Source organism: Vibrio sp. ZF57 (assembly GCF_001691235.1).
GTDB classification, from domain to species: Bacteria; Pseudomonadota; Gammaproteobacteria; order Enterobacterales; family Vibrionaceae; genus Vibrio; species Vibrio crassostreae_C.
This window is the reverse complement of the sequence record NZ_MAKD01000012.1, coordinates 38,992-54,362: the sequence shown is the minus strand read 5'-3', so window position 1 is coordinate 54,362 and position 15,371 is coordinate 38,992. Positions and strand designations below refer to the sequence as shown.

14 protein-coding genes are annotated in these 15,371 nt (G+C 45.1%); 4 read left to right on the top strand and 10 right to left on the bottom strand.

Annotated elements, in window-relative coordinates; all coding sequences use genetic code 11:
- Window positions 1–116: 116 nt before the first annotated feature.
- Together fadJ and fadI are read right to left on the bottom strand one after the other, a co-directional pair.
- Complete coding sequence (gene fadJ, locus A6D97_RS01365) at window positions 117–2,333, bottom strand: fatty acid oxidation complex subunit alpha FadJ (protein ID WP_065583672.1); 2,217 nt, start codon at window positions 2,331–2,333, stop codon at window positions 117–119.
- A complete protein-coding gene (fadI, locus tag A6D97_RS01360) occupies window positions 2,333–3,640 on the bottom strand; it encodes an acetyl-CoA C-acyltransferase FadI (RefSeq protein ID WP_065583671.1) in 1,308 nt (435 codons plus the stop codon). Before fadI ends, fadJ begins: the two co-directional genes overlap by 1 nt.
- 553 nt (window positions 3,641–4,193) lie before the next feature.
- Here fadI and A6D97_RS01355 point away from each other — a divergent pair.
- The 4 genes from A6D97_RS01355 (at window position 4,194) to A6D97_RS01340 (ending at window position 8,627) form a co-directional block, all read left to right on the top strand.
- A complete protein-coding gene (locus A6D97_RS01355; protein ID WP_017060646.1) occupies window positions 4,194–4,742 on the top strand; it encodes a sigma-70 family RNA polymerase sigma factor in 549 nt (182 codons plus the stop codon).
- Entirely contained in the window at window positions 4,735–5,463 is a 729-nt protein-coding gene (locus A6D97_RS01350; RefSeq protein WP_065583670.1) for a DUF3379 domain-containing protein, read from the top strand. The genes A6D97_RS01355 and A6D97_RS01350 overlap by 8 nt, the downstream gene beginning before the upstream one ends.
- A 297-nt stretch (window positions 5,464–5,760) precedes the next feature.
- Window positions 5,761–7,026 carry an outer membrane protein transport protein gene (locus A6D97_RS01345; RefSeq protein WP_065583669.1) on the top strand — a complete coding sequence of 422 codons (1,266 nt, stop codon included), beginning with the start codon at window positions 5,761–5,763 and terminating at the stop codon, window positions 7,024–7,026.
- 296 nt (window positions 7,027–7,322) lie between these two features.
- Window positions 7,323–8,627: an outer membrane protein transport protein gene (locus A6D97_RS01340; protein ID WP_065583668.1), complete on the top strand. Its 1,305-nt coding sequence runs from the start codon at window positions 7,323–7,325 to the stop codon at window positions 8,625–8,627.
- Between the two features lie 89 nt (window positions 8,628–8,716).
- Here the strand turns inward: A6D97_RS01340 and A6D97_RS01335 are convergent, their stop codons facing one another.
- The 8 genes from A6D97_RS01335 to A6D97_RS01300 form a co-directional block, all read right to left on the bottom strand.
- Entirely contained in the window at window positions 8,717–9,502 is a 786-nt protein-coding gene (locus A6D97_RS01335; RefSeq protein WP_017071951.1) for an MlaA family lipoprotein, read from the bottom strand.
- A 124-nt stretch (window positions 9,503–9,626) separates the two neighbouring features.
- Complete coding sequence (gene ccmI / locus A6D97_RS01330; RefSeq protein WP_017071950.1) at window positions 9,627–10,847, bottom strand: c-type cytochrome biogenesis protein CcmI; 1,221 nt, start codon at window positions 10,845–10,847, stop codon at window positions 9,627–9,629.
- Window positions 10,847–11,338 carry a cytochrome c-type biogenesis protein gene (locus A6D97_RS01325; protein WP_065583667.1) on the bottom strand — a complete coding sequence of 164 codons (492 nt, stop codon included), beginning with the start codon at window positions 11,336–11,338 and terminating at the stop codon, window positions 10,847–10,849. The genes ccmI and A6D97_RS01325 overlap by 1 nt, the downstream gene beginning before the upstream one ends.
- Window positions 11,335–11,886, bottom strand: coding sequence for a DsbE family thiol:disulfide interchange protein (locus A6D97_RS01320; protein ID WP_017060653.1), 552 nt, complete (start codon window positions 11,884–11,886; stop codon window positions 11,335–11,337). The genes A6D97_RS01325 and A6D97_RS01320 overlap by 4 nt, the downstream gene beginning before the upstream one ends.
- A 5-nt stretch (window positions 11,887–11,891) precedes the next feature.
- Window positions 11,892–13,862 carry a heme lyase CcmF/NrfE family subunit gene (locus A6D97_RS01315; protein WP_065583666.1) on the bottom strand — a complete coding sequence of 657 codons (1,971 nt, stop codon included), beginning with the start codon at window positions 13,860–13,862 and terminating at the stop codon, window positions 11,892–11,894.
- Entirely contained in the window at window positions 13,859–14,341 is a 483-nt protein-coding gene (gene ccmE / locus A6D97_RS01310; protein WP_017060655.1) for a cytochrome c maturation protein CcmE, read from the bottom strand. The genes A6D97_RS01315 and ccmE overlap by 4 nt, the downstream gene beginning before the upstream one ends.
- Window positions 14,338–14,544, bottom strand: a complete 207-nt coding sequence (ccmD, locus tag A6D97_RS01305; RefSeq protein WP_009848525.1) for a heme exporter protein CcmD — start codon at window positions 14,542–14,544, stop codon at window positions 14,338–14,340. Before ccmD ends, ccmE begins: the two co-directional genes overlap by 4 nt.
- Before the next feature lie 14 nt (window positions 14,545–14,558).
- On the bottom strand, window positions 14,559–15,299 hold the full coding sequence (locus A6D97_RS01300) for a heme ABC transporter permease (RefSeq protein WP_017064107.1): 741 nt from the start codon (window positions 15,297–15,299) through the stop codon (window positions 14,559–14,561).
- Between the last annotated feature and the right edge of the window lie 72 nt (window positions 15,300–15,371).

Below are 15,371 nucleotides of genomic sequence, written 5' to 3'. Positions count from 1 at the left end.
TCCCGAGAAGGAGGAACGACTGAGTCGGGAATCTCATTCCTTTCACACTCGTTCATAAAACAGAAAAGCCCGCATCAATTGCTTGATACGGGCTTCTTAATCAATGAGTTAGAGAGTTACTTGTAGAAAGACTCACCCAATCCAGCACGTGTCAGTAGGCCATCACATGGCGCGAAACGATCACCGTACTTCTTAGCGAAATCGTTCATCATCTCAACCAGTGACTTAATGCCGATTTGATCCATATAACGGAACGGACCACCTAGGAATGGCGGGAAACCGATACCGAAAATCGCACCGATATCACCATCACGAGGGCTGCGGATAATGCCGTCGTCTAGACAACGAACCGCTTCGTTTAGCATAGGTAACACACAGCGCATCGCGATATCGTTATCGCTCAACTTAGGATCTGGTTGCAGCTTAAGCAGCTTGTAAACTGACTTATCCACTTCCTTCTTCTTGCCTTTGTAAGTGTAGAAACCTTTACCACTCTTGCGGCCTTTACGATTGTCATTCAAAAGAATATCGAACACATCAGGACCTTGGAAACGATCGCCAAGCTCATTCACTAAAATCGGAATGATCTTCGCACCGATATCAACACCCACCTCATCTAATAAAGTGATAGGACCAACCGGGAAACCGAAGTCCAATAACGTGCTGTCGAGCTTTTCAATCGGCTCGTTCGCTAGCAGTAAATGCGCTGCTTCGTTCATGTACGGAGCAAGAATACGGTTCACATAAAAACCAGCCGTGTCTTTCACAACAATCGGCGTTTTACCTTGCTTCTTCGCTAATGCAACAACCGTAGAAATCGTCTCTTCTGACGTAGTTTCATGAGGGATAACTTCTACTAGCGGCATTTTTTCGGCTGGGCTGAAGTAGTGAAGACCGACCACGTTTTCTGGTCGCTGCGCCTTCTCCGCAATCTTATGGATCGGCAATGAAGACGTATTCGTCGCGAAAATAGTCTCTGGCTTGGCATTGGCTTCGATGTCCGCAACCATTGACTGCTTAAGGTCGAGGTCTTCAAATACCGCTTCAATCACCACATCGGTGTGATTAAAGCTCGTAAAGTCGATACCACCAGAAAGCTGAAGCATCTTACTTTCAAGGCCCGCTCGGTTCAGAATGCGACGCTTACGCTGCTTATCGAACAACTTGAAGTTGTAGTTAAGCGCGTTCAGCACACCTTCATTTGATACGTCTTTGATACGAACTGGCACTTTCGCCTTAGCAACGCTGACATGGCTGATGCCTGCGCCCATAAGACCACCGCCTAGCACACCAACACGCTTAACCGCTTTGGGTTCTGCGTCTGCGCCGTGTTCTTTTTTCATTTCCGTGGTTGCAAAGAAAATCGAACGAAGGGCTTTAGACTCTGAAGTCATAACCAGTTCTGAGAAACGCTTCGCTTCATACTGAAGACCTTTATCAAAGCCGTTCTCAAGGCCATAACGAATCACGTCTAAAATCGCATCCGCTGCTGGGTAATTGCCGCGTGTTTTCTGATTGGTCTTCTTAGAAGCTTGTTCAAAAATCACTTTACGACCAAGGCCGTTACGTGAAATCAGCTTTTCTTTGGTCGACGCTTGGCTTTTCGACGCAAGGCGCTTACCTTTTTTACTGCCCGTATTCTTTTCAACAAAGCTTTTAGCGACTTCAAGCAGGATAGTTTCAGGCACACAAGCATCCACAACACCGAGCGATTTCGCTTTCTTAGCGCGCAGTTGCTTACCCGTAAGGATTAGGTCAAGAGATGGCAACAAACCAATAAGGCGAGGTAGACGCTGTGTACCGCCAGAGCCTGGTAACAGACCTAACTGTACTTCTGGCAGACCAACGCGAGTCTTATCTGAATCGGTACATACACGGTAATCACACGCCAGTGCAAGCTCTAAACCACCACCTAAACATGGGCCGTGAATCGCTGCGACTACTGGGTACGGTAGTTCAGAAAGCGTTTGGAACATCTCCTGCCCTTGGCGAGCCAGAGACTGTGCTTCGTCAGCCGTTTTACACGCATCAAGCATTCTTACATCAGCACCAGCGATAAAGTTATCTGGCTTAAGAGAATGAACGATTAGGCCCTTAACTCGGCTTTGCTTTTCTTTGAGTTGCTCGAAGATGGCTTTCATTTCTTCAGCAAAAGCCGCTTGCAGCGTGTTCATTTTCTCGTTTGGTACATCAATCGCTAACCAAGCAATATCTTGCTCATCGATATTGAGAGTAAATGCTGTCGCTTTCTTTTTGGTTGATTCAGTCGCAGAGGTTGAATCTGGTTGAGCGACTGTTTCTTTTTCTGTTGTTGCATCAAGAGTCGTAGACATTATTCTACCTCCAAGATCATTGCTGCACCTAAACCACCAGCCGCACACGCTGTGTTCAATGCCAAGCCGCCACCGCGACGTTTCAGTTCACGTAATGTTTGAGTCATCATGCGCGCGCCAGTCGCTGCAAACGGATGTCCGTAAGCAATCGAGCTACCCAGCACGTTGAACTTCTCCATATCAATCTCACCGATCGCTTTGTCGCGGCCAAGATTCTTCTGTGCAAACTCATCGCTCGCGAACATTTTAACGTTAGCCAAAACTTGGGCAGCGAATGCTTCATGCATCTCGATCAGTGTAAGGTCTGACAACTCTAAACCGGTGTTCTTTAATACTTGCGAGGTCGCGTAAGTCGGGCCCATCAACATATCTGTTTCAACACCAATCGCTGAGAACGCATAACCACGAATATAACCAAGCACTTCTAAGCCTAGTTCTTTCGCTTTACCTTCGCGCATCAACATCACTGCTGCACCGCCATCAGTCAGTGGCGTAGCATTGGCTGCCGTTACACTGCCGTACTTTCTATCAAAAGCAGGACGTAGCTTGGCGTATCCTTCAACCGTTGAGTCGTGGCGAATGTTGTTGTCTTCCGCTAGATACTTTTTGTAAGGTGCCGGGAATGCCGTCATCACTTCGTCTTTAATCTTGCCTTCTTTCCATGCCTGAGAAGCCAAAGAGTGAGAACGGTGAGCAAGTGCATCTTGAGCTTCGCGAGTAATACCATGCGTCTTAGCCATTTGCTCAGCCGTTTGTCCCATGGATAAACCGGTCGAGTATTCAGCAACTGCAGGTGGTACTGGCATCAAATCTTTTACGGAAAGTGTTTTAAGAATTTTCAGCTTTTGACCCATAGTTTTCGTTTTACTCAGCGCTAATAGATTTGCCGCTAACTTTTTCGAAACACCGATAGGCAATACAGAAGAAGAGTCCGCACCGCCCGCAATACCGATATCAATCGTGCCAGCCATAATGCTTTCGGTCACGTTAACTGCCGCTTGGAAGCTGGTCGCACATGCTCGTGTGACACTGTAGGCATCGGTATTGATGTTCATGCCTGTGCCCAACACGATTTCACGCGCAATGTTCGGCGCTTCTGGCATTTGCACTACTTGGCCGAACACAACTTGTTCGATAAGCGCAGGATTGACATCCGTTTTTGCAAGCATTTCGCTCACAACCATTTTGCCTAGGTCAACCGCAGGCACTTGGCTAAATTCTGTGCTCTGACGAGCAAATGGGGTTCGTAATCCAGCGACAACGGCAACACGTTCTCCAGAACGCGTTTTGACTTCCTGTTTGCCCATGGTTTCTCCTTAAAGTTAAGAGGTCTGACCTGAAGCATTGTAAAGAAGTTGTTAATTAAATCAAACGAGCGTTTAAATAAACGTGATACGAGTATCTCACTGTTTGAAAATATAACTGCGCATTCAGGCGAACCTTTTTGGGGGGAAAGGTTGTCGTAAGAGACTAAACTATTGTAAGCAAAGACTGTTATCGCTGTGTAGGGAATGGTTTTCTTGAGGCAAAAAAAAACCACACAAAGCTGTGTGGTCGGAATGTATATAAAGCAATTAACTTAGCGCCAATTGAAATAATCAGTTTCCTGATTAGGAGAAAGTAAAGTCAGCCTTCAAAAGGAAGTGTCGTCTTGCTCAACATGCTAGCCACGAATGACTAACTAGACGACAAGGTGTACTATAACGAGTTCGAGGCCTTAGATTTTGAAGTAGATCAATTTTAATGTGATTTTACGATTTCCTGCCGATCGTTAGCTCTAAAAATATAAAAACGAAGCACAACGTATAGAGGACAGCTATACGCAGAGCAATTATGGAGGCTCGTGTGTCAATAATAAAAATGTTTGGAAAGAAAACAGCCAAGCGTCCGGTCAACTCTGATATGGACAAACAAAGAAAATACGAAGCACTTGTGCGCGCCTATCATCGTGACCTCTTTCGCTACGCCTATTGGTTATGCAAAGACAAAAGCATTGCCGAAGACTTAGTTCAAGAAACTTGCCTTCGTGCATGGAAGTCACTCGATAGCCTTCAAGATGAAAAAGCCGCCAAATCTTGGCTGATTACCATCTTGAGACGCGAGAACGCTCGACGTTTTGAACGCAAACAGTTTGATCTGGTTGATATCGACGATCACGGTAACGATGCTAGTGTCAGTGATGACCCGCACCATCAGCATCAGTGGTTGCAAGCCCAGATCATGAAACTTGAAATTGATTACCGTGAACCTCTCTTCTTGCAAGTGATTGGTGGTTTTAGTGGTGATGAGATTGCAGATATTCTCGATCTCAACAAAAACACGGTGATGACACGTTTATTCAGAGCTCGAAATCAGTTGAAAGAGCTGTTGGATACAGAAGAGGCAGAGAGGGGGCAACATAATGGATGATTTGGAATTTCGTCGTCGTGTATTGTCGGAACCTAAACAACGTACACAAGATATTGTTGATGCGACCGCGAATAGCGAAGCCAATAGTAACTTCTTAGACGATGTACTAGCGCTTGATAAACAGATCCACTCTGCGATGAATGTGGATGTGCCAGACGATCTTGCTGATCGCATTCTGTTCAATCAGACCTCAAGCGAAGAAAGCAAAGTGGTAAGACCTACGTTTGCGAGAAGAGCAATGGCAATGGCTGCCTCGGTAGCATTCGTTGCAGGCTTATTAGTTGGCCAAGTAAATTGGGGCAACGCATTCGTTTCACCAGCTCAAGCTAGTTTGGTTGATACAGCGATGAAGCATGTTGTTGATGAAAAGAGTTTTGTTAGTTCCATCGATGAACAGGTCACATCGCAGCAAATCAACGCAAAAATGAACCCATTTGCTTTTCAGTTTGATGACGCTTTCCCTTACCATGTTTATTACCTAAACCACTGTGGCTTTGGTAAATCCAACGCAGTACATATGGTCTTCCAAGGCGAAAAAGGCAAAGTAACACTGTTTTTAACCGGTATTCCAACAGACAAACCTATCGATTTTGATGAAAAAGGCATGTCCGGCTCGGTAACACCCGTAGATGGCAGCAGCTTAATCCTTGTGGGTGAAAATGGTGAGGATGTTTCCAAAATCGCCGAAAAGCTGGCAAAAATGATCAAACCAATGAGCTAATTCGCTCTTAAAGCCCCGTCACAAAAGGCCCAGCAATTATATTACTGATATTGCTGGGCTTTATTTATAAATAAACCACGAAACCATTCACACCACCAATACCTCTAGAGTTAAAACTCTAAAAAACAGCATTTCACACCATTTTCGTGCCAGATAGGCGTCATTTCCATAATTTTACACTCATTTTTTTCAATGGTCGGATTTGTATATCGTATACTTGCGAATAGGATCAGCCACCATTGAGCAATTGCTCAAATTAATCGCCCTGTAGAGGCGGATATATAAAGGAATAAATGAATGACTACCAACAACACGCGTCTGTTTAAAAAGTCTCTTTTAGCAGTAACAATTACACTGGCGTCTTCGCAAGCGATGGCAGCAGGTTTCCAACTTAACGCACAATCAGCTACCGGTATCGGCCGTGCTTTCGCTGGTGATGCAGTAATCGCAGATAACGCGTCAGTAATGGCACGTAACCCTGCAGCAATGGCACTTTTTGACAAAACTGAGCTTTCTCTTGGTTTTGAAAGCATCACTTCAATGATTGAAGTTAAAGATGCTACTTATAAAGGTTTTATGGGAAGCACCTCCAGCAATGCTGATTATGACGATGCTGGTGATACTTCTATAGCTCCAAATATTCATCTAATTGTACCTATCAACGAAAAGTTTGCTGTAGGCTTCAATGCTTATTCGAATTTTGGTACAAAAACTGAATTCAGCGATAGCTATGTGGGTGGTGAATACGGCGGCCTTACAGATGTAAAAAGTGTTAACTTTGGCCTAGCTGGTTCGTACCGCCTAAACGATCAATGGAGCTTCGGTGCTGGCCTTGATCTAATTTACGGTAAAGGCGAGCTAAAACGAACAATGAGCTCAGAGTCAGGCACAGGCGGGATCCCGCTTCCTTTACCACAACCAGGGCAAACGGTCCTTGACGCTGAAGCCGATGGCTGGGCTGTGGGCTTTAACCTTGGTACTGTTTTCGAATTGAATGAAAACAACCGTTTTGGTTTGGCTTATCACTACTCTCCGAAGCTTGAAGCTGAAGGCGATATCAGCTACCAAGGCATTGAATATAAAGATGATACCCTTCATATGCCTCTACCTGATATGGTTGAGTTCTCTGGTTTCCACAAGATTGAAGATACTAAATTCGCAGTTCATTACTCAGTGCAATGGATTGGTTGGAGCTCATTTGACAAGCTAGAAGCAGACAAAGCAGGTGTTCTAAACAATTACGAATGGCAGAATGGTATGCACTACTCTCTAGGTGGTACATATTACATGAATCGCGATTGGACACTTCGTGCCGGCTACATGTATGACACAAGTGCACAAGATGAAGTCACTTCAGTTTCAGTTCCAGATTCAGATCGCCAATGGTTCTCAGCTGGTTTCACATACCACATCAACGAAGCGTCAAACGTAGACTTTGGTTTCACATACTTAATGGGCGACGATGTTAAAGTTAATGAATCAACTTCTGTTGTTTCGTCAATTTCAGCAACAACTCGTGCAGATGCAATCCTAATGGGTCTACAGTACAGCCGTAGCTTCTAATAAAAGCTAGGTTATAAACCTCAAAGGGTCGCATAATGCGACCCTTTTTTATTGCCTAAACCACTGACCTACATCAATTTAAGCTTACAACTGTAGCCTGCAAGGTCAATATATGACTACAAGTGTACGCTCAAACTTCGCAACACAGCAGAAACATTTAGATTATTTCTCTAATAATTAAACACATTTACTCATTAAATCCCTAAAACACTGTTTTATTCGAATTTCATTTTTAAAGTAATGACTCTAAACGTAGAATCACGCCACTAAATACTTATGATTCAGCGAACATAATAATGAAAATGAATAAGACTCTTCTATCTGCTGCAGTGGCAGTTGGACTACTTTCGACTTCTACCGTAACTCAAGCGGCAGGTTTTCAACTAGCAGAATACTCAGCAACAGGCCTAGGCCGCGCATACGCGGGTGAAGCAGCAATGGCTGACGGTGCAGACGCACAATGGCGTAACCCTGCAATGCTGACTTACCTAGAAGGGACTCAGGTTTCTGTTGGTGCTATCTATGTTGACCCTAACATCGATATCGACGGTACTTCTACGTCCATGATGGGACAATCGACTTCGTCAAATTCTAGCGATTTTGCGCACAGTGCAGTAATCCCAAACTTTTATGTTTCTCATAAGTACAACGACAAGTTCGCATTAGGCTTTGCTGCTGGCACTAACTACGGTATGGAAACAGACCTAGGTAAAGACTTTGGTGGCGCAAACCACGGTAACGAAGCAAGTGTTACTACGATGGAGCTAAACCTAAACGCGGCTTACCAAGTACTTGAAAGCGTATCTATTGGTGGTGGTATTCGTTACATCATGGCTGAAGGTAGCTTTGGAGCGGTATCTACAGTTAACTCTCTAGTTCCTATGCCTCAAGGTACAGCTTTAAAATACATGGAAGGTGATGACACAGCGTGGGGCTGGCAAGTTGGTACCGCTTGGCAGATCAATGAAAACAACCGCCTTGGTTTTACCTACAAGTCAGAAGTAGACCTAACGCTTGAGGGCCACGCAAATGGTGTCGCTTTTGATGCTGTTGCTGGCGCTTTAGGTACTCCTGTGAAGTCAAAATATAACGGCTCAATGCAACTTGCATTGCCAGCAACCGCCGAGCTTGCAAGCTTCCATCAACTATCAGATAAAGTCGCTGTACATGCGAGCGTTAACTGGACTAATTGGAGTAGCTTTGAAGAACTAGTAGCTGACATCCCTGAATTCGGTCCTGCTCGAACTCAAGATATCAAGCAAGAGAACTGGGAAGACAACTACCGCTTTGCGATCGGTACAACTTACCAAATGACACCTAAGTTAGCTCTGCGCTCTGGTATTGCGTACGACACTTCAGCGGTAAGCGATGAACACCGTACTGCGACGATTCCGGAAACAGACCGCACTTGGTTGAGTATTGGTGCTGGCTACCAATGGTCTGAGCAACTAACACTAGACGCTGGTTTCACTTACATCCTAGCGAAAGACGCAAAAATGGTTGAAGATGACGCAAGTTCTGCGCCATTTGGTGGTGACTTCGAAGGTGAAGTGACTGGTAGCATCTGGTTAGTGGGCATCCAAGCGAACTACCGCTTCTAATCTACCGCCCTAAAAGTAGAAAATATTAAAAAGGCTCGATGTTGCATCAACATCGAGCCTGTCTTTTATCGGTTTTCTAAATCGTGTTTCTAGTAATCTTCTAGATAACCATCGATGAAATCTTCTTCTTCAAGGTCGACCTCTTCAGGTTCAATCTCGGCTTTGAAATCACGACGTTGAATGTAAACATCACGCGTTAATGCATATGGATCAGGAGAGCTATCCAACAGCGCTTCTTGTGATACTAACTGAGCACGTGTTTCCATGCCTTCAAATGCCCACTTGCCTAAGCTAGCCCAGAAATTCAAGAACGACAGAGGCACATACATACCATCGACGGTTTCAGTCACTTCTCGAGTTGTTAGTGGACCATAACCCGGCACCATGAAGTACGGACCATTTCCTACCCCGTAATGACCAATCGCATCAGAGAACGACTTATCATCGTACTTGGTGATCCCAGCTTCGCTAGCAATATCGATTAAGCCTAACAAACCAATCGTTGAGTTAATCCAAAAACGATTGAAATGGTCGAGTGCTTTTTCACCATTGCCCATAATAAGGTTATTCACCATGCTTGATGGTTCGTCTAAGTTGGCTAGGAAATTGGAGATACCAGAACGCACTGGCACAGGGGTGTAGTCAACATAAGCGAGGGAAACAGGGCGAACTAAGTAAGGATCTAGATATTCGTAGTTGATATCCCACATCGCTCGGTTGAAACCTTCAAAAGGATCATTGGAGTGGGACTCTTCGACGTATTCAGAGGTTTCGAGGTTATCATCGTCAACACTTTCGTCCGGCGCGCTTGAACACCCAACCGTTAAGCTTGCGATAAAAAGTAAACTCGAGAGTCTTAAAACACTGACAGACATATCACCTTTTCCATAAGGAATTCAAATAATAAAAAAGGCCAGCAATCGCTGGCCTCAATTGTTTGGCTAAGTCTATACCGTTTATCTGCAAATCGGAATAGATAACACCTATGCAAAGTGATGATTAATATTGCTTATTGATATCAATGGTAACTGGAGCGCCCAATTCAACCACTTCACTTTCACCGTACCAATCACCTTCGCGAGTTGAAACGTTGCCGTCTGTATCAAGCCTAGCTCTAACCATCAGTGTTTCAAGGCTAGACAGCTCTTGCCCTTCCAGCATGCTGTTGCCGTCATCTAGCACAACCGTACGAGGGAAAGTCCCTAGTGGGTAGCGTGCCGCTGCGATAGGCATTGGAGAACCATCAGCTCTGTGTACTGACACAATTAACACTGAGTTAGGGTCAGCATTCACGTCTGCAGATAGATCGAGCGTTACAGCAACAGTCTTACCTTGGTCGACACCCATAGTGTCGCCCATTTTCTTCTGAGCACTTTCAATACTGCGCGAAAGCATTTCATAGCGACTGTCTTGTGGACCAATCATCTGTTGCATGATGCTCCAGTACTTCACAGCACCCGGGTAGTCTTGACGCTCAAATGCATCGAACGCTAGCAGTGAGAACACACGAAGGTCGACGTAATCGTTTTGAATCAAACGGCTCAAAATCAAACGAGCTTGGTTTTGATCCGCTTCATCAGGTGAAAGCATCAGTGCTTGTGCGAAACCTAACTGAACATCTTCATTCTTAGGTTCAAGCTTGTAAGCTCGCTCCATAGAATCTTTTGCTGTTTCAGCATCACGGTTAGCCAGTGCAATACGACCGAGTAGTAACCAACCTGTTGAATCTTTTGGTTGGTAATGCAGACGAGTACGAAGCGCCAGAGTCAAATCTTCCAGTTCATCATCCGTTAGTGCACCACCTTCCGATGACATTAGCTTTTTAGACAACTCAGGAAGGTTCGAGCTCACTTCTTGCCAGTGTTGAACTTTGTCCAATGCACCGAACTTAAAGTACATACCATAAGTCACAGCCACGACAAGAATGATCGACGGTACAACCACACCAAGCGTAGAGATTTGAGTTTTCTTCATCTCTTCTTGTGCAGGAACATCATCAAGCAGAGACTGTTTCAAATCAGCGATCAGTTCTTGTTGGTTATCAACAAGACCTTCCTCTGCTTCTACTTCTAACTCGACAAGACGGTCTTTATAGAACGCTTTATTCAACTCGTCACGAAGCATCTCGTCATTGTTTGCCTTCTTGTTAATGAAAGGCAGAACAATTAAGAAAATTGCCGCTAGCGAAAGGATAATGGTAGAAATCCAAAATAGAGTCATTACTTCTTATCTCCGTCGTTCTCTTCATCGAGTAACGCTTTTAAGCGAGCTTCTTTGTCTGCATCCCAGTCTTTATCTGACTCTACTGCTGCTTTTGATTTTGACTTTCTGCTTCGTAAAATAATCAAACCAAATCCAAACACAACAACCGCAAACGGACCAATCCAAAGGATCGATGTAGCTAAGGTCAGTGGCGGGTTGTACGTTACAAAGTTACCGTAACGAGCAATCATGTAATCAATAATTTCTTGCTCAGACTTGCCGTCTTTTGTCATCTCGTACACTTTTTGGCGTAAGTCGACCGCTAGCTCAGCATTCGAATCACCAATCGTGTTGTTCTGACATTTAGGGCAACGTAGCGTATTACTCAACTCTTTGAACTGCTGTTCTTGATCTACGGTATCAAATTCATGGAACTCGATAGGCGCAGCAGAAACAGTCGCTGAAATTGCGAACGTAGCGAATAGAGTAATCAGTGCCTTTCTAATCATTTCGATTCCTCCAACAACTCTTGATACATCGGCTCAAGCGTCGATGCCCAGTTGGTTGGGTTCACGTCACCAACATGGCGGTAGCGAACTACGCCGTTAGCATCGATTAGGAAAGTTTCAGGCGCGCCATACACGCCAAGGTCAAGGCCTAGCATGCCATTACCATCAAACAGGCTAATTAAGTACGGGTTACCCAACTCTTTTAGCCAACCAACCGCTTTGTTGCGATCATCTTTGTAGTTAAGACCAATGATCTTAACGCCTTGATCCGCAAGCTTGTTCAGGTAAGAGTGCTCTGCATAACAAGTAGGACACCAAGTCGCCCACACGTTAAGAAGCAGTGGCTCGCCTTTAAAGATCGCTTGATCATGAAACTTACCTGGTTGTTCTAAGTCTTCTAGACCAAACTCAGGAACAGGCTTACCAATCAATACGGATTCTAGCTTAGTTGGGTCATCGCCCGACTGGTTGCGCATTAATTGCGTTGCAAAGATTCCAGCTAGAACCATGAACGCAATCAATGGAATGAATAAAATCTTCTTGTTCATTCGAATTAAGCCTCCTGCTCTTCAGCCGACTTTTTGATTGGCTTACGGAAACGGTAACGACGGTCACTGATAGCAATAGCGCCACCAATCGACATAATCAAAGAACCTGCCCAGATCCAACGTACAAATGGTTTGTAGTAGATACGTACAGCCCAAGATTTGTTGTCGTCTAAACGTTCACCCATTGCAATGTAAAGGTCGCGCGTTACGCCACGGTCAATCGCTGCTTCTGTCATCATAGACTTAGCTGTGGTGTAGAAACGTTTTTCAGCGTGAAGCGTGTTGATGTATTTGCCTTCTTTAGTAATTTCAAAGTCAGCAATGTAACCATCGTAGTTAGGACCATCTTTGTCACGAACCCCTGTAAACAGGAAGCTGTATTCTTCAAGCTGGTAGCTTTCACCTGGCGCCAGACGTACATCACGTTCGATGCTGTAGTTTTGCACCATCGCGATACCAATCACTGTCACGGCTAAACCTATGTGACCACACATCATTGCCCAGTGGCTACGAGGTAGCTTAGTTAGACCTTTCAAGAATGTATGACGGTGAGTCGCACGCTCATGCAGCTCAAAGCCGTGCATGAAGATGATCCAGAACGCCATTACCCAACCAGCAAACGCAGTACCACTGAAGCGGTCAGCCAGTAGAGCAACCATTAGCGCACTCAAGCCAAGTGAGAGTGCACCTGAAATCAGCATTGGTTTAACAAGCTTAGACAGGTTGTCACGTTTCCATCGGATCAGAGGACCGATACCAAGCAGGAACGAGAACGGGATCATTAACCAGAAGAACAACATATCAAAGAATGGTGCACCGATAGATACCGAGCCCAAGCCTAACTGTTTGTGAACTAATGGCAGTAGCGTACCGACTAATACAACGACAAGCGCTGCAATCAATAAGATGTTGTTACCAAGCAGTGCGTTTTCACGAGAAACCAAATCGAAGTTACCGCGAACACGAACCGATGCGCCTTTAATAGCAAACAACAGCAGTGAACCACCGATAACAAAGACTAGGAAACCTAGAATAAACATACCACGAGCAGGATCCGACGCGAATGCGTGAACCGATACCAAGATGCCTGAACGAACTAAGAATGTCCCTAGTAAGCTTAGCGAGAATGCAGAGATAGCCAGCAGTACTGTCCAAGCTTTAAATGTGCCACGCTTCTCAGTTACCGCTAGTGAGTGCATTAGAGCAGTACCAGCCAACCAAGGCATGAATGAAGCGTTTTCTACTGGATCCCAGAACCACCAGCCACCCCAGCCAAGTTCGTAGTAAGCCCACCATGAACCTAGTGCGATACCTACCGTTAGGAATAACCAAGCTGCGATTGTCCAAGGACGCGACCAACGAGCCCATGCCGTATCAAGACGACCACTCATTAGAGAAGCGATTGCGAAAGAGAACGCAACAGAGAAACCTACATAACCCATGTAAAGCATTGGCGGGTGAATAATCAAACCCGGATCTTGCAGTAGTGGGTTCAGGTCACGGCCATCAACAGGGAAGAAAGGCAATGTACGTAAGAACGGGTTAGACGTCACGATAATGAACAGCAAGAAGCCGACAGTAATCAGACCCATGATAGCCAAAACGCGAGCCACAGACTCTTGAGGCATACCACGACTGAATGTCGCTACTGCTACAGTCCAACCCGCTTGGATAAGAACCCAAAGCAGTAATGAACCTTCGTGAGCGCCCCAAACCGCCGTAATTCGGTAGTACCAAGGCAGTTGGCTATTCGAGTTACTTGCTACGTATTGAATCGTAAAATCATTGGTGTAGAACGCGTAACACAAGATAAAGAACGAAATCGCTAAGAATCCGAACATACCCCACGACAACGGTCGTGCGCTGTTCATCAATAATGTGTTATTTCGAGCGGCTCCATACAATGGGAGCACGCTTAGCAGCAATGCAAGTCCCAAGGACAGGATCATCGAAAAATGGCCGATCTCGGCTATCATTGAGCATTTCCTTCTTTTTGTTCAGTCGTGTATTGCAAAGGCTCATGGGTTTTCTTCATTGCTTCCGCAACTTCAGAAGGCATGTACTCTTCATCGTGCTTTGCCAACACCTCAAACGCTTCGATTGTCGTTGCATTTTTAAGCACACCCTGAGCAACAATACCTTGGCCTTCACGGAAAAGATCAGGAAGGATGCCATCGTATAGAATCGTTACTTTAGGGCCTACATCCGCCAAATCGAAGCTTACACGTAGTGATTCATTGTCACGGCTTACAGAGCCGACTACGACCATGCCACCAATACGTAGGCGTTGACCAACTTCAGGTTTCTTACCATCTTTGCCGTTGACCAGCTCAGTTGGTGTGTAGAACAGATCCATGTTCTGGTTAAGTGCGTAAACCATCAATCCAACAGTCGCACTGATACCAAAAAAGATCGCTAAGACAATGCCCAGCCTCTTTTTACGTCTTGGGTTCATAGAGTGTTCTCCATATTTTTTGCTGCATCGATACGAGCTTGACGATCAATCTTAGCTTGTACTTCATTTAGTAATTGCTTACCACGACGAACGCTTACGACCAGTAAAATGATCATCGCGAGAAATGTGATTCCAAATGCACTCCATACATAGGAGGCATAGCCTCCCATGGCAAAGAAATCACTCAAAGATTCAAAATACATAATTACCTACCCTACTACGCTTTTTCAGCCGCAAGCTTGCGAACCCATGGACGGTGACTTTCTTTACTGATGATTTCGTTACGGAAACGAACCATAGTCACAGCACCAAAGAAAAAGGCGAAGCCGAAGATGTTAAGAAGAAGCGGCCATAACATGTCACTTGAAATAGAAGGCTTGTCGAACTTAGTGATCGTCGCGCCTTGGTGAAGTGTGTTCCACCACTCTACTGAAAAGTGAATGATAGGTAGGTTGATGACACCAACGATAGCCAAGATACCCGCCGCTTTTGCTGCTGTTTTTTGGTCGTCAAAAGCGTGGTGTAGTGCGATCACACCCAAGTATAGGAATAGAAGAATCAGCTCTGAGGTTAAACGCGCATCCCAAACCCACCAAGCACCCCACATTGGTTTACCCCAAACTGCGCCAGTTAGTAACGCAATGAAGGTAAACACAGCGCCAATCGGTGCCATCGCCAGTGCGGCCATGTCTGATAGCCTTACCTGCCATACCAAACCGATAAAGGCAGCAATCGCCATCGACATGTAAACGCCCATCGACCAGATTGCAGACGGAACATGGATGTAGATGATACGGAAGCTATCGCCTTGTTGGTAATCAGAAGGCGCAAATGCAAGCCCCCACACGGTACCGACGGATAGACACAATAGCGCTAGGATCGAAAACCATGGCAAAAGTTTACCAGCAAGCTGATAAGAGGTTTCTGCTTTGGCATAGGGATGGAGCCATTTCCACATGTTGTAATCTCACTCTTACTTCATATTGCTTACAGCTATTAAAGCTATAATTATAATAATTTTATTTGTCTT